General features: G+C 69.0%; 19 protein-coding genes. 15 read left to right on the top strand and 4 right to left on the bottom strand.

Going from position 1 to position 20,991, the window contains the following annotated elements:
* Positions 1-3: 3 nt before the first annotated feature.
* The 3 genes from IAE24_RS21875 to IAE24_RS21885 all read left to right on the top strand — a co-directional run bounded on the left by IAE24_RS21875 (position 4) and on the right by IAE24_RS21885 (position 4,482).
* Entirely contained in the window at positions 4-1,680 is a 1,677-nt protein-coding gene (locus IAE24_RS21875) for a VRR-NUC domain-containing protein (RefSeq protein WP_199962338.1), read from the top strand.
* Complete coding sequence (locus IAE24_RS21880; protein WP_199962337.1) at positions 1,677-4,049, top strand: helicase C-terminal domain-containing protein; 2,373 nt, start codon at positions 1,677-1,679, stop codon at positions 4,047-4,049. Before IAE24_RS21875 ends, IAE24_RS21880 begins: the two co-directional genes overlap by 4 nt.
* Before the next feature lie 79 nt (positions 4,050-4,128).
* Positions 4,129-4,482, top strand: a complete 354-nt coding sequence (locus tag IAE24_RS21885) for an energy transducer TonB (RefSeq protein WP_012207609.1) — start codon at positions 4,129-4,131, stop codon at positions 4,480-4,482.
* 162 nt (positions 4,483-4,644) lie between these two features.
* Here IAE24_RS21885 and IAE24_RS21890 read toward each other — a convergent pair whose 3' ends face one another.
* Positions 4,645-6,327, bottom strand: a complete 1,683-nt coding sequence (locus IAE24_RS21890) for an outer membrane protein assembly factor BamB family protein (RefSeq protein WP_199962336.1) — start codon at positions 6,325-6,327, stop codon at positions 4,645-4,647.
* 382 nt (positions 6,328-6,709) lie between these two features.
* On the opposite strand from IAE24_RS21890, the gene IAE24_RS21895 reads away from it, so the two are divergent.
* Entirely contained in the window at positions 6,710-7,099 is a 390-nt protein-coding gene (locus IAE24_RS21895; RefSeq protein WP_012207608.1) for a VOC family protein, read from the top strand.
* 24 nt (positions 7,100-7,123) lie between these two features.
* Here the strand turns inward: IAE24_RS21895 and IAE24_RS21900 are convergent, their stop codons facing one another.
* Positions 7,124-8,908, bottom strand: coding sequence for a monovalent cation:proton antiporter-2 (CPA2) family protein (locus tag IAE24_RS21900; RefSeq protein ID WP_043824352.1), 1,785 nt, complete (start codon positions 8,906-8,908; stop codon positions 7,124-7,126).
* A gap of 816 nt (positions 8,909-9,724) precedes the next feature.
* Between IAE24_RS21900 and IAE24_RS30365 the strand changes: the two genes are divergently transcribed.
* The 5 genes from IAE24_RS30365 (at position 9,725) to IAE24_RS21925 (ending at position 13,286) form a co-directional block, all read left to right on the top strand.
* Positions 9,725-10,153, top strand: a complete 429-nt coding sequence (locus IAE24_RS30365; protein ID WP_233626411.1) for a hypothetical protein — start codon at positions 9,725-9,727, stop codon at positions 10,151-10,153.
* 61 nt (positions 10,154-10,214) lie between these two features.
* The gene (locus tag IAE24_RS21910; protein WP_199962334.1) at positions 10,215-11,069 is read left to right on the top strand and encodes an ABC transporter ATP-binding protein; all 855 of its coding nucleotides are present in this window, start codon (positions 10,215-10,217) and stop codon (positions 11,067-11,069) included.
* Between the two features lie 5 nt (positions 11,070-11,074).
* Positions 11,075-11,926, top strand: coding sequence for an ABC transporter permease (locus IAE24_RS21915; RefSeq protein ID WP_013800549.1), 852 nt, complete (start codon positions 11,075-11,077; stop codon positions 11,924-11,926).
* Between the two features lie 5 nt (positions 11,927-11,931).
* Positions 11,932-12,747 (top strand): ABC transporter permease, encoded by an 816-nt coding sequence (locus IAE24_RS21920; protein ID WP_199962333.1) that lies wholly within the window; start codon positions 11,932-11,934, stop codon positions 12,745-12,747.
* Positions 12,748-12,815: 68 nt separating this feature from the next.
* Positions 12,816-13,286, top strand: coding sequence for a RidA family protein (locus tag IAE24_RS21925; protein ID WP_012207603.1), 471 nt, complete (start codon positions 12,816-12,818; stop codon positions 13,284-13,286).
* Positions 13,287-13,309: 23 nt separating this feature from the next.
* Here the strand turns inward: IAE24_RS21925 and IAE24_RS21930 are convergent, their stop codons facing one another.
* Positions 13,310-13,501 carry an oxidoreductase-like domain-containing protein gene (locus tag IAE24_RS21930; protein ID WP_199962332.1) on the bottom strand — a complete coding sequence of 64 codons (192 nt, stop codon included), beginning with the start codon at positions 13,499-13,501 and terminating at the stop codon, positions 13,310-13,312.
* Here IAE24_RS21930 and IAE24_RS21935 point away from each other — a divergent pair.
* Positions 13,500-14,726: a hypothetical protein gene (locus tag IAE24_RS21935; RefSeq protein WP_233630785.1), complete on the top strand. Its 1,227-nt coding sequence runs from the start codon at positions 13,500-13,502 to the stop codon at positions 14,724-14,726. The genes IAE24_RS21930 and IAE24_RS21935 overlap by 2 nt on opposite strands.
* Positions 14,727-14,745: 19 nt before the next feature.
* On the opposite strand, the gene IAE24_RS21940 is transcribed toward IAE24_RS21935, so the two are convergent.
* Positions 14,746-15,666 carry a LysR family transcriptional regulator gene (locus IAE24_RS21940; protein WP_013800558.1) on the bottom strand — a complete coding sequence of 307 codons (921 nt, stop codon included), beginning with the start codon at positions 15,664-15,666 and terminating at the stop codon, positions 14,746-14,748.
* Positions 15,667-15,749: 83 nt separating this feature from the next.
* Between IAE24_RS21940 and IAE24_RS21945 the strand changes: the two genes are divergently transcribed.
* The 5 genes from IAE24_RS21945 (at position 15,750) to IAE24_RS21965 (ending at position 20,860) form a co-directional block, all read left to right on the top strand.
* Positions 15,750-16,985, top strand: coding sequence for an alpha-hydroxy acid oxidase (locus tag IAE24_RS21945; RefSeq protein WP_065347645.1), 1,236 nt, complete (start codon positions 15,750-15,752; stop codon positions 16,983-16,985).
* A gap of 59 nt (positions 16,986-17,044) precedes the next feature.
* Positions 17,045-17,722, top strand: a complete 678-nt coding sequence (locus IAE24_RS21950) for an RraA family protein (RefSeq protein ID WP_047327856.1) — start codon at positions 17,045-17,047, stop codon at positions 17,720-17,722.
* On the top strand, positions 17,722-18,786 hold the full coding sequence (locus IAE24_RS21955) for a hydroxyacid dehydrogenase (RefSeq protein ID WP_199962330.1): 1,065 nt from the start codon (positions 17,722-17,724) through the stop codon (positions 18,784-18,786). Before IAE24_RS21950 ends, IAE24_RS21955 begins: the two co-directional genes overlap by 1 nt.
* Positions 18,787-18,851: 65 nt before the next feature.
* Positions 18,852-19,859, top strand: coding sequence for a tripartite tricarboxylate transporter substrate binding protein (locus tag IAE24_RS21960; RefSeq protein ID WP_199962329.1), 1,008 nt, complete (start codon positions 18,852-18,854; stop codon positions 19,857-19,859).
* 44 nt (positions 19,860-19,903) lie between these two features.
* Positions 19,904-20,860 (top strand): Bug family tripartite tricarboxylate transporter substrate binding protein, encoded by a 957-nt coding sequence (locus tag IAE24_RS21965; RefSeq protein ID WP_199962328.1) that lies wholly within the window; start codon positions 19,904-19,906, stop codon positions 20,858-20,860.
* Positions 20,861-20,991: the final 131 nt, after the last annotated feature.

The following is a 20,991-nucleotide window of genomic DNA, read 5'->3' on the forward strand; positions in this document are numbered from 1 at the left end:
CCCATGCTCCCTCCCCACCGCTTCTACTACCTGCACAACTTCCAGCGCGCGCTGGACTGGATTGGCCAGCGTTACGGCGATCTGCTGGACGCGCCCGAGCAGGCATTCCTCACCCGGTTCACGCAGCTGCCCCAGCCCTCGCGGGCGCTGATGGTGCGTTTGCTGATGCGGCGCGGGCCCTGGTTTCGGGCCGGCAAGCTGGTGTACGAAGAGATTCCCGCCATTGCCGACGCGGCCGCGCCCCTGCTGGAGCTGGGCTGGCTGGACGCGGACCACCCCATGGCGCTGGAGGAGCTGTTTGCGCTGCACACCAAGCCCGAGCTGCTGCAGCTGTTCGCAGGCTCACCCCTTCACGCAGGCCTGCGCAAGGCCGAGCTTTTGCAGGCCCTGCAGCCCTTGCATGAGGCGCACAGGCCCTATGCGCAATGGCAGCCCCAGGGCGTCGCAGCCGGCGAAGCCGCCTGGCGCGTGATGGTGGGCGCGCTGTGCGAGCGCTTTCGGCTGATGTTCTTCGGCAACCTCTACCAGGACTGGTCGGAATTCGTGCTGGCCGACCTGGGCGTGTTCCGCTACGAGGCCGTGGCCTTCGATGCGGCGTCGCGGGCCTTCCAGTCGCGTGCCGATGTCGATGGCTACCTGGCCCTGCAGGCCTGCCGCGCGGCGCTGGATGAGGGCGTGGAGATCGATGCGCTGCTGCAGCAGGTGGTCGGCTGCGCCAGCGGCAACGCCTGGCTGGAGCAGCGCCGCGCCAAGGTGCTGCTGCGCATAGGCCAGGCTTGCGAGCGCATGCAGGACTGGGCGCGTGCCGAGCAGGCCTATGCGCAAAGCCGCTACCCCGGCGCCCGCCACCGGCGCATGCGTGTGTACGAGCGCATGGAGCGCTTTGCCGATGCCATGGCGCTGGCCCAGGCCGCCCAGGCCCAGCCCGAGAGTGACGAGGAGCTGCAGCGCGTGGCGCGCATGCTGCCGCGCCTGCGCCGCAGCCTGGGGCAGGGCGCGCGCGGGCGTGCGGCGGCGCTGGCGCCCGTGGTGGCGCAGATGCGCATGGACGTGGAGCTGGAGCTGCCGGCGCGGCCCGCATCAGTCGAATACGTGCTGCGCGACCATTGGCACAGCGACGCCGCGCCGGTGTTCTACGTGGAGAACGCGCTCATCAACTCGCTGTTCGGCCTGCTGTGCTGGCCGGCCATCTTCGCGCCGCTGCCGGGCGCTTTCTTCCACCCCTTCCAGAGCGGCCCGGCCGACCTGTCCGCGCCCGACTTCGTGCAGCGCCGCGCAGCCTTGTTCGAGGAATGCCTGGCGCATCTGGAAGATGGCAGCTGGCGCGAGGTCATCGTGCAGCGCCATGCCGACAAGCAGGGCCTGCAGTCGCCCTTCGTGTTCTGGGGCACGCTGAGCGCGCCGCTGCTGGCGTTGGCGCTGGACTGCATTCCGGCCGCCCACCTCAAGCTGTTCTTTGCGCGGCTGCTGCGCGACGTGCAGGCCAACCGCACGGGCTTTCCCGATCTGGTGCGTTTCTGGCCGGCCGAGCGCCGCTACGAACTGGTCGAGGCCAAGGCCCCCGGCGACAAGCTGCAGGACAACCAGATCCGCTGGCTGCAGTACTGTGCCGAGCACGGCATTCCCGTGCGCGTGTGCCATGTCCAGTGGCGCGGCCAGCCGCTGGGAGAGGCCGCGTGAGCTACACCGTGGCCGTGCGCGCGCTGTGCGAGTTCACGGCGCGCGCGGGCGACCTGGACCTGCGCTTCACGTCCGCGCCCAGCGCGCTGGAGGGCATGGCCGGCCACAGCCTGGTGCAGTCGCGCAGGGGCAAGGACTACGAGACCGAGATCAGCCTGGCCGGCGAATACGGCGACCTGCGCGTGCGCGGCCGTGCCGACGGCTTCGACGCCGGGGTTGGCCAACTCGAGGAAATCAAGACCTACCGGGGCCAGATCGAGGGCGTGCGCGCCCACCACCGCGCCCTGCACTGGGCCCAGGCGCGCATCTACGCCCATCTGCTGTGCCAGGCGCGCGGCCTGCAGCGGCTGCGCGTGGCCCTGGTGTATTTCAACGTGGGCAACTCGGAGGAAACCGTGCTGGTGCAGGAGGAAGACGCGGCCACGCTGCGCGCCTTCTTCGAGCAGCAATGCGCGCTGTTCCTGGACTGGGCGCGCAGCGAGGCCGCCCACCGCGCGGCGCGCGAGGCGGCGCTGGCCGCGCTGCGCTTTCCCATGCAGGGCTTTCGCGCGGGCCAGCGCGAGCTGGCCGTGGCCGTCTACCGCGTGGCGCGCGCGCAGCAGGGCGGCCAGTGCCTGATGGCGCAGGCGCCCACGGGCATCGGCAAGACGCTGGGCACCATCTTCCCCATGCTCAAGGCCATGCCGGACCAGGGCCTGGACCGGCTGTTCTTCCTCACGGCCAAGGGCACGGGCCATGGCCTGGCGCTGCAGGCGCTGGCCAGCGTGAACCGGCAGATCGCCGAGCAGCACCAGCCACCGCCGCAGGAACCGGCTGCGCCGCAACCGCTGCCCTCGCCACCCGCACCGCCCGCACCGTCCGCGCCACCCGCAAGGCTGCGCGTGCTCGCCATCCTGGCGCGCGACAAGGCCTGCGAGCATCCCGACAAGGCCTGCCACGGCGACTCCTGCCCGCTGGCGCGCGGCTTCTTCGACCGGCTGCCCGCCGCGCGCGCCGCCGCGCTGCAGCAGGCGCCCTGGGACCCGCCTGCCGTGCGTGCCGTGGCGCTGGCGCACGACATCTGCCCCTACTACCTGGCCCAGGAACTGGTGCGCTGGAGCGATGTGGTCGTGGCCGACTACCACTACTTCTACGACAGCGCCGCCATGCTGTACGCGCTCACCCAGGCCCAGCAATGGAAGGTCGGTGTGCTGGTGGACGAGGCCCACAACCTGCTCGAGCGCGCGCGCCGCATGTACACGGCCGAGCTGTCGCAGTTCGCCCTGGCGGCCGCCCGCAAGTCGGCCACCGGTGCCGTACGCAAGGCGCTGGACCGGCTCAGCCGCAGCTGGAGCGCGTTGAACAGGGAGCAGACCGCCAGCTACCAGGCCCATGAGGAAGTGCCCGCAGGCCTGCTGGGCGCCGTGCAGCGCGCCGTGGCGGCCATCGCCGACGCCAATGCCGACAGCCCCATGCTGCCCGGCGACCCGGTGCTGGATTTCTACTGGGAGGCGCTGCAGTTCATGGCGCTGGCCGAGCAGTTCGGCGGCCATGCGCTGTTCGATGTCTACCTGCTGCCCGGGCGCTCAGGTCCCCGTCGCACGCCGGCCTCCACGCTGTGCATACGCTGCGTGGTGCCCGCGCCCCACCTGGCGGCACGCCATGCAGCGGCCCATGCCTCGGTGCTGTTCTCGGGCACGCTGAGCCCGCCGCACTTCTACCGCGACATCCTGGGCCTGCCCGAAGGCACGCACTGGCTGGAGGCCGACTCGCCCTTCCAGGCCGACCAGCTCGATGTGCAGGTGGCCGGCCACATCTCCACGCGCTACCGGGACCGCGACCGTTCGCTGCGGCCCATCGCCGACCTCGTGGCCGCGCAGTACGCGCGCCGGCCCGGCAACTACCTGTGCTTTTTCAGCAGCTTCGACTACCTGCAGCGCGTGGCCGAATGCCTGCAGCGCGCCCATCCCGATCTGCCCGTCTGGCTGCAGACTCCGTCCATGGACGAGGAGGATCGCGCGGCCTTCCTGGCCCGCTTCACCGAAGCCGGTCAGGGCGTGGGCTTTGCCGTGCTGGGCGGGGCGTTCTCCGAGGGCGTGGACCTGCCCGGCGAGCGCCTCATCGGCGCCTTCGTGGCCACGCTGGGCCTGCCCCAGGTCAATCCCGTGAACGAAGAGATGAAGCGCGCCATGGATCGCCAGTTCGGCGCGGACAAGGGCTATGACTACAGCTACCTCTACCCGGGGCTGCGCAAGGTGGTCCAGGCCGCAGGCCGCGTCATCCGCAGCGAGCGCGACCGCGGCGTGGTCTTTCTCATCGACGACCGCTATCGGCGCGGCGAGGTGCAGGCGCTGCTGCCGCGCTGGTGGCGGGTGGAGGGCATGCGATGATCCGGGGCCGCACCAGTCCACGACTGCCATCCCATACCCATCCAGTCCCCCATCCCGTCCCCATCCAGGAGCCTTCCGAATGCCCCGCATGCGCTGCGCCATCCTTGCATTGACCCTGGGCCTGCTGGCCGGTGGCCCGGCTGCGGCAGGCGTGGTGCAGCCTGTGCCTGACAGGCAGGCCAGCGAGAACAAGATGCCGGCCTATCCCAAGGAAGCCAGGCGGCTGGAGCAGGAAGGCAAGGTGGTGCTGCGGGTTCTGGTGGGCGCCAGCGGAAAGGCACTGGCCGTGGATGTGGCAGACAGCAGCGGCTATCCTCTGCTCGACCAGGAGGCGCTGGACGCCGTGCGGACGTGGCGCTTTGTCCCCGGCACGCGCGACGGCGTGCCGGACAGCATGTGGACGCGCGTGCCCGTCACCTTCCTGCTGAAATAGCGGGCCTGCTAAGTGTGTGCCGGGTCTGAGCCATGCGGGGGCCGATGTTGTAGAGGGTGCAAGCCTCAACAAGGGTTGTCGCTTCCCGGGCATTCACTGCATGGCCCACTGCATTGCTCCCTGCAGCGTCCGCCTGTTCGGCGCTGTAGGTTCACCTTTACCTCACTGCAGATTGATGGCCAGCAGGCTCTTATTGGGTCTGGCGATGTAGAGCAGGCCGTTGTCGGATACGGCCAAGCGTCCGCTGGCCGGCAACTGCCAGACTATCTTGCGGGTCGCTGGGTCCACTGCGTGGGTGTAGTTGCCCTTTTCGGCTGACAGATTGGATATGAAAATCAGGTTGTTGACGGCAACGACTTGGTAGGTGAGGCCGTTGATGTTGATGGGATTGTTGTCGCCCGTCAGCGGCATGGACCACAGCAGAGCTCCGCTATCGCCCGCATAGGCGTGCAATTGCCTTGGCTCGCCTGATCTGAACGGATCGAAGACCAGATAAACCACTCCGTTGGCCACGATCGGGACGCTGAGGAAGTTCTTCTTCATGGTCCACAGGCGCTTTTTCTGTGAGATTGAAAAGCTGCTGATCGTGATTTCGCTGTAGCCGTAGCGCGCGGCGAGTACCCGGTCAGCGCCATCCAACACCGTGGTGCTGGGGGCTTTCTCCGTGAAGGCGTACGGGATGTTCTGGGGATCGTCCAGCACGATGGCCCGACCGCCGTCCTCGCGCCGCTTGATCACCAAGCTGGCTTCCGCTTGAGCCGAGACATTTTTCTGCATCGAATAGACATGCTGGGCATCGACGGCGTCCACGCGCTCGCCTTGATAGAAGATGGGAAGCTCAGGCTCCATCCAGCGCACCGTGGCGGTCGCGGCATCCACACGGCGCTGCTGCTCGCCAACATAGACGGAATCGGCATCTCCGGTAAGCCAGAGGCTGGATTCACGGCCGGTTGTCACCGGCTTTTCCTCTGCCACGATGGCTCCGGTAGCGGCATCCAGAGTCTTCAGTGACGATTGGAACGACCGCACCTGGGACACGACATGGCCGGCGGAAAGCACCGGATTACCGAAAAAGGGGAGAGGCCGTGTCCAGGCGACGTTGCCGTCAGCCTCGTTTAGCGCTACGACGGCCTCGTCAGCGCCTGAGCCGCCGTTGAAGACCACGTGCGAACCGGTGGTCAGCATTTCACTGCTGGAGCCATCCGCTCCCGTGGACTTGGCCCGCATCCAGCGCAGGCTGAAGTTCGCAGGATCAAGCCACTTGCTCGTTGCGACATAGCCTGTGTGCCCCGCATTGCCTTGGAAATTGGACCAGGTCGAGGCGCCATCGAGCTTGCTCAGCGGCTTCAGATTATCTGAAGTCGAGATGATGTTGAGTTGGTAGGGCAGCTTCCAGGGCGATCCTGGATAGGGGGAGGCGCAGACAGTGGGGTCATCGCGGCAGAGAGATACGTTGATGAAGCCTGAGCGCTTGCCGCTGGCTGCGCTCTCGGAGATCTTGAGTCGGGCCCGATACTGGCGGGCACCCAACTGCTCCAACGCCACTTCGGGAGAGAAGTCAGCCGTGACTTCCAGCCGCAGATTCAATTGTTCCTGGATGCTGGAGGAGGCGGTGCCGACGACTTGCAGCGTCAGCGACTCTGCCTGCATGACAGTAGCCTCCAGCCGGGGAGGGTCGAATGTCAGAATGCCATTGCCGCCATTGCCGCCATTGCCGCCATTGCCGCCATTGCCCGGCTCGGTGGGTGGATTGACCACGGGAGGTGGATTCTCGGTGCTGCCTCCGCCTCCACCACCACAAGCCGTCAGAATCAGGGCAATCAAGATACCTATTGCATTTTTCATTTCATTTGCCTTCGTCGCTCACGCCAAGTCGTCCCTAGGTCGCTACTTTCGGGAATGAAAACACGGTCATGGCGCAAAGCCGCGATTGTGCCTCGATATTGCCGAGTGGCCTCCCTCCAGACTGCCCCAGGCGTCCAGGCCGGCGCTGGGCATCGCGTCGTTGATTAGCGGTTGGCGCCGACCTGCTTTCAGTCCAGGCTGGTCGAGGACCAGAAGCGGGTCAAGCTGTCGGGAGCAACGATTGACTGATGCCCAAGCCCCGGTGACCCTCTCTGCTTGCGTGGGGACGGGTCAGTGCTGTTGGAGCACTCCGCATGATGAAAGGCCGGTCCACTACCATAGTCCCCGTCGGTCGCCCCGCGTGCGACATAAGGACTGCCCCATGAAGATCGTCATCACCAGCGTGCTCGTCGACGACCAGGACAAGGCCCTGGCCTTCTACCGCGACGTGCTCGGGTTCGTTCTCAAGCACGACATTCCCATGGGCGGCGATGCGCGCTGGCTCACCCTGACATCACCCGGTGATGCCGATGGCGTGGAGCTGCTGCTGGAGCCCGACATGCACCCGGCCGCCAGGCCGTTCAAGACCGCCCTGCATGCCGACGGCGTGCCGGCCACCTTCTTCGGCGTGGACGACGTGCAGGCCGAGTACGAGCGCCTGAGCGCGGCCGGCGTGCGCTTCACCAGGCCGCCGACGCATCTGGGGCCGGTCACGATTGCGGTGTTTGACGACACCTGCGGCAATCTCATACAGATCAACCAGCGGCATTGAGCGGGGCCTGCGGCCCTTGCGCGCTCAGTCCCTGGCGGTGGGCTTGTCGTGCCGGGGCGGATCGATGCGCTCGATATTGCCCAGCAGCAGTGCGCGCCCCGCAAAGTTGCCGCCGGCGGTCTCCAGCGCAAAGCGCTCGGTGTCGCGGCCGCGCACTTCGGCCTCCAGCGTCTGGGCCTCGTCCTCGGTGGCGCCCAGGGCCAGCACGGCATGGCGGCCCATGAGCAGGGCGGACTCGAAGCTTTCGCGCACGACATGGTCGGCGTCCTTCTGGATGAGCTCCAGCGCGTGCTCGCGGTCATAGGCGCGCACGATGAGGCGGGCGTGCGGGCATTCGTGGCGCACGTTCTCCACGATGCGCGTGGCGGCGGCCTTGCTGTCCACGCAGACCAGGATGGCGCTGGCATGGCTGGCGCCGGCCGCATGCAGGATGTCGGCGCGCGCGCCGTCGCCGAAGTAGACCTTGAAGCCGTAGGGCTCGGCGTTGCGGATCACGTCGGGGTCGTTGTCGATGATGGACAGCTTGGCGCCACGGGCCAGCGGCCCCTGGCTGGCGATCTGGCCCACGCGGCCGAAGCCGATGACCAGCACGTTGCCGCGCAGGTCCTGCGGCGCCTCCACGCCGTCCAGCGACACGGCCTCGGCGCCTGCCAGGCGCTTGTGCAGCACCACCACCAGCGGCGTGATGGCCATGGACAGCACGACGATGGCCGTCATGTTGGCATGCACCTCGGGGTCGAGCACGCCGAGCTTGAGCGCCTCGGCAAACAGCACGAAGGCGAACTCCCCGCCCTGGGCCATGAGGATGGCGCGGTCCAGCGCATCGGCATGGCTGCTGCGTGCCACGCGGGCCACGGCATAGATGCACAGCGCCTTGCCCAGCATCAGCGCCACCACGCCCATGCCCACGATGCGCCAGTTCAGCGCCACCACCTCCAGGTTCAGCGCCATGCCCACGCCCAGGAAGAACAAGCCCAGCAGCAGGCCGCGGAAGGGCTCCACATCGGCCTCCAGCTGGTGGCGGAACGAGGATTCGGACAGCAGCACGCCCGCCACGAAGGCGCCCATGGCCATGGACAGGCCGCCCATCTCCATCAGCAGGGCGGCGCCCAGCACCACCAGCAGCGCGGCGGCCGTCATCACCTCGCGCGCCTTGGCCTTGGCCAGGATGCGGAACAGCGGGTTCAGCAGCCACAGGCCCGCGCCCACCAGCGCGCCCAGCGACAGCAGGGCCACGCCCGCGCGTTGCCACAGGGGCGAAGTCGCCACGGGCGCCGCATCGGCAGGCGCCAGAAACGCCACCACGGCCAGCAGCGGCACGATGAGCAGGTCCTCGAACAGCAGGATGGAGACGATGCGCTGGCCGCGCGGCGCCAGGATGTCGCCACGCTCGGCCAGCACCTGCATGACGATGGCCGTGGAGGTCAGCACGAAGCCCGCGCCGCTCACGAAGGCCACCTGCCACGGAAAGCCGAAGGCCATGCCCACGCCCGTGAGCAGCAGCGCGCACACCACCACCTGCAGGCTGCCCAGCCCGAAGATCTGGCCGCGCAGATCCCACAGGTGCGAGGGCTTCATCTCCAGCCCGATGACGAAGAGGAACATCACCACGCCCAGCTCGGCCACGTGCAGGATGGTCTGCGCGTCCGTCACCAGGCCCAGCCCGTAGGGGCCTATGGCCAGGCCAGCGGCCAGGTAGCCGAGCACGGCGCCCAGGCCCAGCCGCTTGAACAGCGGCACGGCCACCACGGCGGCCCCCAGCAGCGTGACGATTCCTACGAGCTGGCTTGCATTGCCTTCAGCTGCCATGTTGTGTTTCCTTGGATGGGCGGTGTGCGATGGGCGCGCAGGATAGCAAAGGGACGTTGCAGCCCGCGTCTTGAAGGGATCGGCCCTTTTCGGATGCTGGGGCAGAAGGGTATTTACGCAGATTCTTTTGGAAACTACTATCTACAAAGTTTCACAATTTCCCGCCATGGGTCCGCGCCGCCGCAGCTCTTTTTGCGGCTTGGCCGGCCCCCGAGCTTGCCAGGAGCAAGGCGGGCACGAATCCCTTTTTGCCATCCCTCTTTGCCAGGCGACTCCGCACCCCAGCCCTCGGGCCTGGTGCTGTCATCGACCTTTTGCTGAATCACAGGAACCATGAAACAACACGCATTGAACAGCCTTTTGCTGATGTGTCTTCCCCTGGGGCCCGCCCTGGCGGCAGATATCGTGATCACCCCGGCTCCGGGCAGTGGCATGGTGATCAACTCTGGAGCCGGAGGTGCGGCACTGCGCGTGGGTCCCACGGGCGCGGTGGCCGTGCCTGGCCTCCCGGCCACGGCCCCGAGCCTGACCAGCCCCATCTGCCATGACGCGGCGGGCACGTTGGGACGTTGCGATCCCGCGTCCTTGGCGGGGGCGACCGGTGCAACGGGTGCAACGGGGGTAGCGGGAGCAACCGGCGCTGCAGGCCCTGCAGGGCAAGTCGGCCCCGCAGGGCCGGCAGGAGCGACAGGGCCCACCGGAGCCACGGGGGCTGATGGCGCTCCCGGTCCGGCAGGCCCCGCCGGCCCTTCGGGTGCGACGGGCGCAGCGGGAACCAGCCTGGCAGAGCAGGGCTTTTCCGCCAAGCTGCCTGCGATGAGCTTTTCTGCCACGACGCAACTGACCGGCTGGACGGCCAACGTGCCTTTTTATGCGGACACTGCGTTCGATGCGGCCAACGGCACTTTCGTGGTGCCTGCGACAGGCACGTACAAGATCAGCAGCGTGGTCAATTACTCGACGGCAGCTGCGGTGAATGTGTCACTTGGGGCTGGCATCAATCCTGCCTTCGAGGTGCGCCGCAATGGCAGCGACATGCTGGCGCAAGCCAAGCTGCCGATCCTCAATGTCAATATTCCCCTTCTCTTGACCTTGCGCACCGTTTTGGGAAGCGCGGCAGTGCCCCTGGATGCCGAGGTGCAGCTCAATGCAGGCGATGTGGTGGGCCTGCACTACAACGCCAGCGGCATGACCCTGGCCCTCAACGTGCAAGACACCAACTGGTCCATCCACCGCATCCGCTGAACGGCGGGGGCCCCCGGCGAGCACCGCCGGGTAGAATCGCGCCCCCTCACCGCCCAGCGCCATGCCCCAGATCCTCGTCCACGACCTCCGCAAGACCTACCGCATCCATGAACGCGACCCCGGCGTGATGGGCGCGCTGCGCGCGCTGGTGCGCCCGCGCCACCGCACGGTGCAGGCGTTGGATGGCGTGTCGTTTGCGCTGGAGCGTGGCGAGCTGCTGGGCTTCATCGGCCCCAACGGCGCGGGCAAGTCCACCACCATCAAGATCCTGTCGGGTATCCTGCGGCCCGATGGCGGGCGCGTGGAGGTGGACGGGCGCGACCCCTTCGCCGACCGCCAGCGCCATGTGGGCCGGATCGGCGTGGTCTTCGGACAGCGCTCGCAGCTGTGGTGGGACCTGCCCGTGGGCGATGGCTTCAACCTGCTGCGCGACCTGTACCGCGTCGATCCGCTGCGCTTTGCGCGCACCCGCGACGAGCTGGTGGCCATGCTGAGCCTGGAGCGCTTGCTGGACCAGCCCGTGCGCCAGCTGTCCCTGGGCCAGCGCATGCGCGCCGAGATCGCCGCGGCCCTGCTGCACGAGCCCGAGATCCTGTTCCTGGACGAGCCCACCATCGGCCTGGACGCACCCTCCAAGCTGGCCGTGCGCGAGTTCGTGCTGCGCGCCAACCGCGAACGCGGCACCACGGTGCTGCTGACCACGCATGACATGCACGACATCGAGGCGCTGGCGCGGCGCGTCATCGTCATCGGTCATGGCCGCGTGCTGGCCGACTGCGCGGTCGATGCGCTGCGCGCCCAGGTGGCGGCGGCGCAGCGCGATGGCACGGGCGATGGCGAAGGCGAGGGGCAGGACATGGCCATCGAGGCCGTGATCGCCCGCTTCTACGCCATGCATGGTGCCTCGGAGGTCTGAGCGCCATGGGACCGCGCCAACGCCTGCGACACCTGCTGCGCCCCTACAAGGCCGCCTTCGCCTCGCGCTTTCTGTTGATGCTGCAGTACCGCACGGCCGCCTACGCGGGCTTTGCCACGCAGTGCTGGTGGGGCGCCATCAAGACCATGGTGCTGGCGGCGTTCTATGGCAGCGCCTCGGCATCGGCCGGCGCGCCCATCTCGCTGGAGCACGCCATCACCTACACCTGGGTGGCGCAGGGCCTGTTCGCGCTGCTGCCCTGGAGCGGCGACCCCGACGTGGCGCTGGCCGTGCGCACGGGCGCCGTTGCCTATGACCGGCTGCGGCCCGTGGATGCCTATGCGCTGTGGTTCGTGCGCTCGGCTGGCTGGATCGCCGCGCGCGTGCTGCCGCGCGTGGCGCTGATGGTGGCGTTTGCAGGGCTGGCCCTGCCGCTGATGGGGCTGGGCGCCTGGGGCTGGCAGCCGCCGGCCGGCTGGGCCGCAGGCCTGGGCTTTGCCGCCTCCATGCTGCTGGCGCTGCTGCTGTCCACGGCACTGGTCATGCTGCTGAACGTTGCCGCCGCCGCCGCGCTCAATGAAAAAGGCATCAACACGCTGGCCGCGCCCGTGGTCATCGTGCTGTCGGGCAACCTGCTGCCGCTGGCGCTGATGCCCGACGCCTGGCAGACCGCGCTGCTGCTGCAGCCGCTGGCGGGCGTGATGGACATTCCTGCGCGCATCTATTTCGGCCAGATGGCGGGTGCGCAGATGCTGGCCTGCCTGGCGCTGCAAGCCCTGTGGATTGCCGTGATCGTGGCCCTGGGCCGCGTGGCCATGGCGCGCACCATGCGCGGCCTCGAAGTGCAGGGCGGGTGAGCGCCATGGCCAAGCAAAAAGGATCGCTGTCCATGTTCCTGCGCCTGGCGCTGGCCTCGCTGGGCGGGCAGGCGCGCTACCCGGCCTCGGCGCTGATGCTGACCCTGGGTCAGTTCCTGGTCACGGGCATCGAGGTCATCGCCGTCTGGGCGCTGTTCCACCGGTTTGGCGAGGTGCAGGGCTGGCGCATCGGCGAAGTGGCCGTGTTCTATGGCCTGGTGAACTGCATGTTCGCCCTGGCCGATGCGCTGGGCCGGGGCTTCGACGTGCTGGGCACGCAGTTCCTGCGCACCGGCGCCTTCGACCGCCTGCTGCTGCGCCCGCGCCCCGTGTGGCTGCAGCTCATGGGCCATGACGTGCGCATCAGCCGCCTGGGCCGCCTGCTGCAGGGCCTGCTGGTGCTGGGCTTTGCCACGGCCCAGGGCGCCGTGGCGTGGACGCCCCAGGCCGTCGCCGTGGCGCTGTTCGCCGTGGCGGGCGGCGTGGCGCTGTTCCTGGGCATCCTGGTGCTGCAGGGCGCGCTCTCGTTCTGGACCGTGGAAAGCCTGGAAGCCGCCAATGTGCTGAGCTACGGCAGCGTCGAGGCCGCCCAGTACCCCCTGGCCCTGTACGCGCAGTGGTTCCGCCGCCTGCTGACCTTCGCCGTGCCGCTGGCCTGCGTGGCCTACTACCCGGCGCTGGCCGTGCTGGGCAAGCCCGACCCGCTGGGCGCACCGGCCTGGCTGGGCTGGGTCTCGCCGCTGGCCGGCTTTGCCTTCCTCTGGCTGGCCTCGGGCGCCTGGCGCATGGGGATGAGGCATTACGCGTCCACGGGCAGTTGAAGCCGCTGCAGGCGCCGGTGCACCACACGCTCTAGACTGCGCGCTTGCCTTACTCCGGACACCAGACCATGACAGCAGATGAACGCTTCGCCCAGGCCGCCCTCGAGCTCGGCCACCGCTTCGATGGCGAGATCAAGATAGGCGGCAACTACAGCCCCGTCGTGCGCGACGGCCAGCAACTGTTCGTCAGCGGGCAGATTCCCCGCGTCGGCGATGAAGTGCTCTACGTGGGGACGGTCGGCGCCGGGATCGACCTGGCATCGGCCAGAACGGCCGCCGCCATCTGCGCCATGCGGGCCCTGGCCTTCGTGCAGCGCGCGGCCGGCTCGCTCGATGCCGTGCGCGCCGTTGCACGCATCACCGTCTATGTGCGCTCGGCGCCCGATTTCACCCAGCAAAGCGAGGTGGCCGATGGCGCCTCCGACCTCATCGCCCGGGTGCTGGGCCCCGTGGGTGCCCACACGCGCACTTCGGTGGGCGTGCTGCAGCTGCCCAAGGGCGCGGCCGTGGAGCTGGACCTGATCGCCCGCGTGGACTGATCGCGCTACCCCTATCCCTATTCCTATCCCTGGCCCGCCGGCGTTTCGTTGCGCGCCTTCCAGGCGCGCAGCGCCTGGCGGTACTCGTCCATGGCCAGGTCATAGCTGTCGAAGATGCAGGGGTCGCAGCCATTGCCGCAGCAGGCGTCCAGGTCGGGCTGGTCGGGCGGCAGGGGCATGGGGTCGGCGGAATCTGGAATCGGCGCGGTGGTCATGGGCTCGATTGTCTCGCGCTGCTTGTGGCGTTGTTTTGTACGGTTTTTGAGGAGGCAGGCTATGCAGGCTGGCGATCAGAGCAAACAGGATGAGATTGCGCAATTTCTCGCTGAGGAGGACGCCGCCGAACGCAGAAAGGCCGAGCCGCCGCCCGAGGAAGCCGTGCGGGATCTTGCCCTCTGGCGCTCGCCCCGGGCCGGAGCGCTGAACCCGACGCGGCAGGACAATCCGCTGTGGCACTGGATGGTGCGCACGCGCTGGAGCGCCTATGGCGCGAACGAACTTCTGCGTGGACCGTCGCCCTTTGCGCAAGGGCCCATGTGGTGCTTTGCCCGGTATGGCAAGAGCGAGACGGTGCTGGCCGATGGCCGGGTCGTGCACATCGGCGGCGAGCACGAAGACAGCTGCGATCCCGACTTCTTCATCTACAACGATGTCATCGTCATCGACGCGAATGGCGGCATCGCCATCCACGGCTACCCGGACGATGCCTTCCCTCCCACCGATTTCCACAGCGCCACGCTGGTGGGTGACGCCATCTTCATCATTGGCGGCCTGGGCTACCGGCACCAGCGCATGCCGGGGATGACGCGGGTGTACAGGTTGCTGCTGGACAGCATGCGCATCGAGGCGGTTCCCACGCATGGCGAGGCGCCCGGCTGGATCTATCAGCATGAGGCCTGTCTGGCAGGCGATGGGAGAACCATCGTGGTGAGCGGCGGCGAGCGCTGGTTTGGCGAGCAATGCCTGACGCCCGAGAACATCGACGACTGGTCGCTGGACACAGTGACCGGCGAGTGGCGGCGATTGACCCGCAGGCCCTGGCAGCGTTGGGCCATGCGGCGTGCCGATGGCAAAGGCAACCGGCTCATGAGCATGCGGCTTGCGCATTCACTGCGCAAATACAAGCACCTGAATCTGCCAACGATCGAGGGCCTGGGTGACGCGCCTGACTTCGAGGCGCTGGACCTGCTCTACCGGATCGATGAGACGGTTGCCCCGCCGGTCCAGGAAGCGGTCGGGGGAATGCACGCCTTGGTGATGGACGGAGTGACGCTGCGCTTCAAGGAAGGCAACCTCCATGTGGAGGCCATCGTCGAGGGGGCGCTGGAGCCGCACAGGCTGCATGCGCTGCAGCAGGCCACGCTGGCACTGCTGGCGCGCATTGAAGAGGCTCCGTGGGTGATGGAGGATCTGCCGCGGGAGCCGGATACCGTGGGCTGACGGCACGCTTTCCGTCTATTCAACTCAAACAGCGCGGCGCCGGGAAATCGATCACGCTGCGGATGATCTCGCGCATTTCCGTGATCAGCGGCCGGGCATCGTCGCGGCGCCATTGCACGGTGTAGGTCAGCGGGGCCAGCGCGCTGTGCTTTGCGGCCTCGGCGCTGCCGTCCAGCACGCGCAGGCGGCCGCGTTCCTGCAGGGCCAGGGCCCATTGCTCGGGCATGTAGGTGAAGCCCAGGCCGTCCACCACCATGCCCACCACGGCGCCCCAGCTGTTGCAGGAAAGGCGCCGCTCCACGGCCAGGCCGTGGCGGCCCAGCCAGTCGTCCAGCGTGCGCGTGGCGCCCGAGCCGGTGGGCAGGGCGATCAGCAGTTGCTCGCGCACCAGGCGCCGGGGCAGGCCGGTGCCGGCGCGGGCGATGAAGTCGTCGCTGGCGGCCCAGACAAAGCGCACCTGGGCGACCTGCTCGAAGGCCAGGCTGCTGCGCGAGGACGGCCCGGCAATGACCACGCAGTCCAGCTCGCCATCGACGATGCGCTGCTCCAGCACCTGGCCGATGTCGGTGTGGGGCTCCAGCTGCAGGTCGGGGTGCAGCTCGGCCACGCGCTGCACCAGCCGGGGCAGCCAGGTCAGGCCGCTGAGCTCGCCAAAGCCGATGCGGCAGCGGCCCTGCAGGCCCACGCTGCGGCCCGCCGCCTCGCGCAGCTGGGCGGCGCCGTGCAGCAGCTCGCGGATGCGCGGCAGCAGCTGCTCGCCCTGGGGCGTGAGTTCGGCGGCGCGGCCGCTGCGGTCGAACAACTGCACGCCCAGCGAAGCCTCCAGCTCCGCAATGCGCTTGGACAGCGATGAGACCGACAGGTGCACGCGGTCGGCGGCCACGCTGAAGTTCAGGCAGGTGGCGGCCCAGTAGAAGGCTTCGAGCTGTTTGAGGGTCATGGCGACATTCTTCCAAAATCGAAATATCGATTCCTATTTATTTCGCTTTTCTTTGCAGGTTGGCCCTTCTACATTGGCCGGCAATGCCTGCCAACACCGTCCCCTCCACCACCGCTCCTGCAGCTGCTGCGCCAGCCCCTGCCAGGCCGCCGCGCCGCCTGCGCCAGGTGCTGTCGCTCGATGATTTCGAGCGGCTGGCGCGGCGGCACCTGCCGCGCCCCATCCATGCCTACATCAGCGGGGCGGTGGAGGACAACGCCTCGCTGGCGGACAACCGCCGCGCCTTTGCCGAGCTGGCCTTCGTGCCGCGCGCGCTGGTGGGCGTGGCACAGCGCGACCCCTCCTTCGAGCTGTTCGGGCGCCGCTACGGCGCGCCCTTCGGCGTGGCGCCCATGGGCATTGCCGCGCTGTCGGCCTACCGGGGCGATCTGGTGCTGGCCCAGGCCGCACAGCAGGCGGGCGTGCCGGCCATCATGAGCGGCTCCTCGCTGATCCGGCTTGAGGAGGTGATGGCGGCCGCGCCCCACACCTGGTTCCAGGCCTACCTGCCGGGTGATCAGGGCCAGATCGATGCGCTGCTGGACCGCGTGGCCGCCGCCGGCGTGCAGACCCTGGTGATCACCGTAGACACGCCCGTGGCCGCCAACCGCGAGAACAATGTGCGCGCCGGTTTCTCCACGCCGCTGCGGCCCGGGCCGGGCCTGGCCTGGCAGGGCATCAGCCACCCGCGCTGGCTGTTCGGCAGCTTTCTCAAGACCCTGTGGCGCCACGGCATGCCGCATTTCGAGAACAACTATGCGCACCGGGGCGCGCCCATCCTGTCGGCCAGCGTGATGCGCGATTTCTCGGACCGCTCCCACCTGGCCTGGCCGCATCTGGCCGCCATCCGCCAGCGCTGGCAGGGGCAGCTCGTGGTCAAGGGCATTCTTTCGGCTGCAGACGCCGTGCTGGCGCGCGATCACGGGGCCGACGGCCTCATCGTCTCCAACCACGGCGGGCGCCAGCTCGATGGCGCCGTGGCACCGCTGCGCGTGCTGCCCGGCATCGTGCGCGCCGTGCCCGGCCTGCCGGTGATGCTGGACAGCGGCGTGCGCCGGGGCACCGATGTGCTCAAGGCCCTGGCCCTGGGCGCGCGCTGCGTGTTCGTGGGCCGGCCCTTCAACTACGCGGCCTCGGTGGCCGGGCCGGCGGGCGTGGCCCACGCCATGGCCCTGCTGCGCGAGGAGGTGCTGCGCGACATGGCCATGCTGGGCGCCACGCGCCTGGACCAGGTCACGCCGGCCTGCGTGCGCCACGCGCAGGCCTGGGATGCGTTCTGAGCGGCAAGACAACGGTATCGGCACAGACAACAGACACAGACACAGACGGAGACACAGCAGTGAGCAAGATTCCCGGATTCCATATCCACGCCCGGCCCGAGGCCGCCCTTGGCGATGCGCTGCTGCAGCGCTACCGCGGCTTTCCGGTCGCCAATGTCAGCGACGCCATGAGCCGCACCACGGGCACCTCGGCGCTGCGGCCCTTCCATCGCCGCCAGGGGCCGCTGGTGGGCCGTGCGCTGACCGTGCGCACGCGGCCCGGCGACAACCTGATGGTGCACCAGGCCATCGACATCTGCGGCCCCGGCGACGTGATCGTGGTGGACGCGGGCGGCGCCGGGCCCAACGCCATCATTGGCGAGATCATGCTGGCGCTGATGATGGCGCGCGGCGCGGCCGGCATCGTCATCGACGGGCTGATCCGCGACAGCGACACCATCGGCCAGCACGGCCTGCCCGTGTATGCGCGCGGCGTCTCGCACCGTGGCCCCTACAAGGACGGCCCCGGCGAGCTGCATGTGCCCGTGAGCATCGACGGCATGGTCGTCCACCCGGGCGACCTGGTGCTGGGCGATGGCGACGGCCTGCTGGCCGTGCCCGCCGCCGAGGCCGCCGCCATTGCCGACCGCGTGGAGGCCATACAGCGCGACGAGGCCGACGTGCTCGCCGCCATTGCCGCAGGCCGTGCCGACCGTTCCTGGGTGGCGCGCACGCTGGCCGCCAAGGGGGTGCTGTGATGGACTGCCGCGTTGTCCGTTTCGACTACTGGCTGGATGCGGCCTTCGACCGCATCGTCTCGGCCGCACCTGGCGTGCAACTGATCACCTGCCGGCGCGAGGGCGACGATGCCGCCGCCTGGCAGGCCCTGGCCGGCGCACAGGTCTACCAGATCACGGCCGCCAAGGACGAGCTGCCGCGCCACTGGTTCGCCACGGCGGACCTGCTGGCGCGCTGCCCCGATCTGCTGGCCGTGTCCTCCAGCGGGTCGGGCTGCGACACCGTCGATATCGAGGCCTGCACGCGCGCCGGCGTGGCCGTGATGAACCAGTCGGGCGGCAATGCGGATTCGGTGGCCGAGATGGCCATCGGCCTGATGCTGTCCGTGCTGCGCCGCATCAACGAATCCGACCGCCTGCTGCGCGCCCCGGGGCGGGGCTTCAGCCGGGAAGACGTCATGGGCCACGAGCTGCGCGGCCGCACCCTGGGCCTGGTGGGCGTGGGCGAGGCCGGCAGCCGCGTCGCGGCCCTGGGCCGGGCCTTCGGCATGCAGGTGATCGGCTGCGACCCGGCCTATGACGCGGCCGGCCTGGCGGCGCGCGGGGCCGAGGCCCTGGGCTTCGACGAACTGCTGCAGCGCGCGGACATCGTCTCCCTGCACTGCCCGCGCGATGCCTCCACGCTGGGGCTGATGGACGCCGCTGCCTTTGCGGCCATGAAGCCGGGCGCCATCTTCGTGAGCACGGCGCGCGGCGGTATCCATGACGAGGCCGCCCTGCACGCCGCCCTGGCCAGCGGCCACCTGGCCGGCGCCGGGCTCGATGTCTGGGACCAGGAGCCGCCACCCGCCTCCCATCCGCTGCTGGCCCTGCCCCAGGTGGTGGCCACCTTCCACACCGCCGGTGTCACGCACGAGGCCCGGCGCAACAACGCCGAGCTGGCCGCCACCCAGATCGTGCAGTTGCTGGCCAATGGCCAGCGGCCCGCGCGCTTGGTCAATCCCGAGGTCTGGCCGCATGCGCGCGAGCGCATCGCCAGGGCCTTGGACCCGTCCCGTTCCCTGTCCTTTTCCCCGTCCCGTTAGCCGCTTCCTTCACCATGACTAAAAAGCCTCTCAGACCACTGCAAGAGGCGACCCAGGAGACAAAGATGACACAGCAAGCAAGGCGCGCATTGTGCGCAGGCCTGGCCGCCGCCTGCATGGCGCTGCCGGCCCTGGCCCAGGCTCAGACCCAGGCCCAGGCTCAGGGCGAGGCCCCCTATCCCTCGCGCAACATCGAGATGATCGTGGCCTACGGGCCCGGCGGCGGCACCGACCTGGTGGCGCGGCTGCTGGCCCGCCATCTGGAAAAGAAGCTGGGCGGCAGCGTGGTCGTGCTCAACCGCCCCGGCGCGGGCGGCGGCATCGGCTTTGGCGAACTGGCGCGGGCCAAGCCGGACGGCTACACCATCGGCTTCATCAACACGCCCAACGTGCTGACCATTCCCATCGAGCGCAAGAGCAGCTTTCACTGGAGCCAGTACGACCTGCTGGGCAACCTGGTGGACGACCCGGGGGGCTTTGCCATCCACAACAGCAACGCCATCACCACGCTGGCCGGCCTGGCCGCCTACGCCCGGGCCAACCCTGGCGCCGTGACCGTGGGCACCACGGGCACGGGCTCGGACGACCACCTGGCCATGCTGCTGTTCGCCAAGGCCACCGGCACGCAGCTCACCCATGTGCCCTACAAGGGCGCGGGCGAGGTGCGCGCCGCAGCCACGGGCCAGCAGATCACCATTGGCGCCATCAACGTGGGCGAGGTGCTGGCCTACCAGAAGGGCGGCACTCCCATCCGCCTGCTGGGTCAGATGTCGGCCGCGCGCAGCTCGCTGGCGCCGCAGGTGCCTACGTTCAAGGAGCAGGGCATCGATATCGAGCTGGCCTCCCTGCGCGGCCTGGCCGCGCCCAAGGGCTTGCCCGAAGGCGTGCGCAAAAAACTGGTCGATGCCGTGGCCGCCATCGCGGCCGACCCGCAGTTCAGGCAGCAGGCCGAGGCCATGTACGCGCCGCTGCGCTACCTGGCGCCGCCCGCCTACGCGGCCGAACTGGAGCGCACCGAGGCCGGCTTTCGCAAGCTCTGGACCGAAATGCCCTGGCAGGACGGCAAGCCCTGAAGGACCTGGCCATGCAAACCTTTGAATGGACAAGGACGACTGCCATGACCCCTCTGTCGCGCCGCAGCCTGGCTGCGCTCACCCTGTGCACGCTGGCCGTGCCCGCGCTGGCGCAAGGCCCCATCACCCTCATCGTGGGCTGGCCTGCGGGCGGCCCCTCCGACAACGTGGCGCGGCTGGCGGCCACGCGCATGAGCGAGGCCCTGGGCCAGCCCATCACCATCGACAACCGGGCCGGCGCGGGCGGCAACCTGGGCAGCGACGCGGCGGCCCGCGCAAGGCCCGATGGCAACACCATCATGCTGGCCACCGTGGCCTCGCACGGCCTGAACTCCGCGCTCTACGCCAAGCTCAACCACGACCCGCTCAAGGACTTCGCGCCCATCGGCATGATCACCACCTCGCCCAGCGTGCTGCTGGTGCCCGTGGCCTCGCCGCTGCGCTCGGTCAACGATCTGCTGGAGGCGGCGCGCGCCAAGCCGGGCCAGCTCAACTACGGCTCGGGCGGCGTGGGCTCCAGCCAGCACCTGGCCGGCGCCAGCTTCAAGCAGCTCACGGGCGTGGATGTCACCCACATCCCCTACAAGGGCACGGCCCCGGCCATGACCGACCTGATGGCGGGCCGCGTGGACTTCGTGCTCACCACGGGCGCCATCCCCTTCATCCGTTCAGGCAAGCTGCGCGCCCTGGCCGTGGCCTCGCGCCAGCGCCTGCCGGCCCTGCCCGATGTGCCAACGTTCGAGGAAGCAGGCGTCAAGGGCTTCTACACCGACTCCTGGTACGGCCTGGTTGCCCCGGCCGGCACGCCGCGTGCGGCGCTGGAGCGCCTGAACGGCGCATTGGCCACGGCGCTGCGCAATCCCGAGGTGCAAAAGCAGTTCATCGAACAGGGCTCGCTGCCCGTCAAGCCCATGGACGTGGACGCGTTCTGGCGCTTCGTGCGCGAGCAGATGCCCGTGGCGGCCGAGCAGGTGCGGGTGTCGGGGGCCAGAGCCGAGTGAGCGCAGCCGGGGGCGGGCGGCCACGCAGGATCGGCACGGGCGCCTGCGCAGCCGCAATGCAGCCAGCGTGTCACTGGCAGGTCACTGGCAGGTCACTGGCAGGTCACTGGCAGGTCACTGGCAGGTCACTG

It is taken from the genome of Delftia sp. S65 (genome assembly GCF_016516495.1).
GTDB classification, from domain to species: Bacteria; Pseudomonadota; Gammaproteobacteria; order Burkholderiales; family Burkholderiaceae_C; genus Comamonas; species Comamonas acidovorans.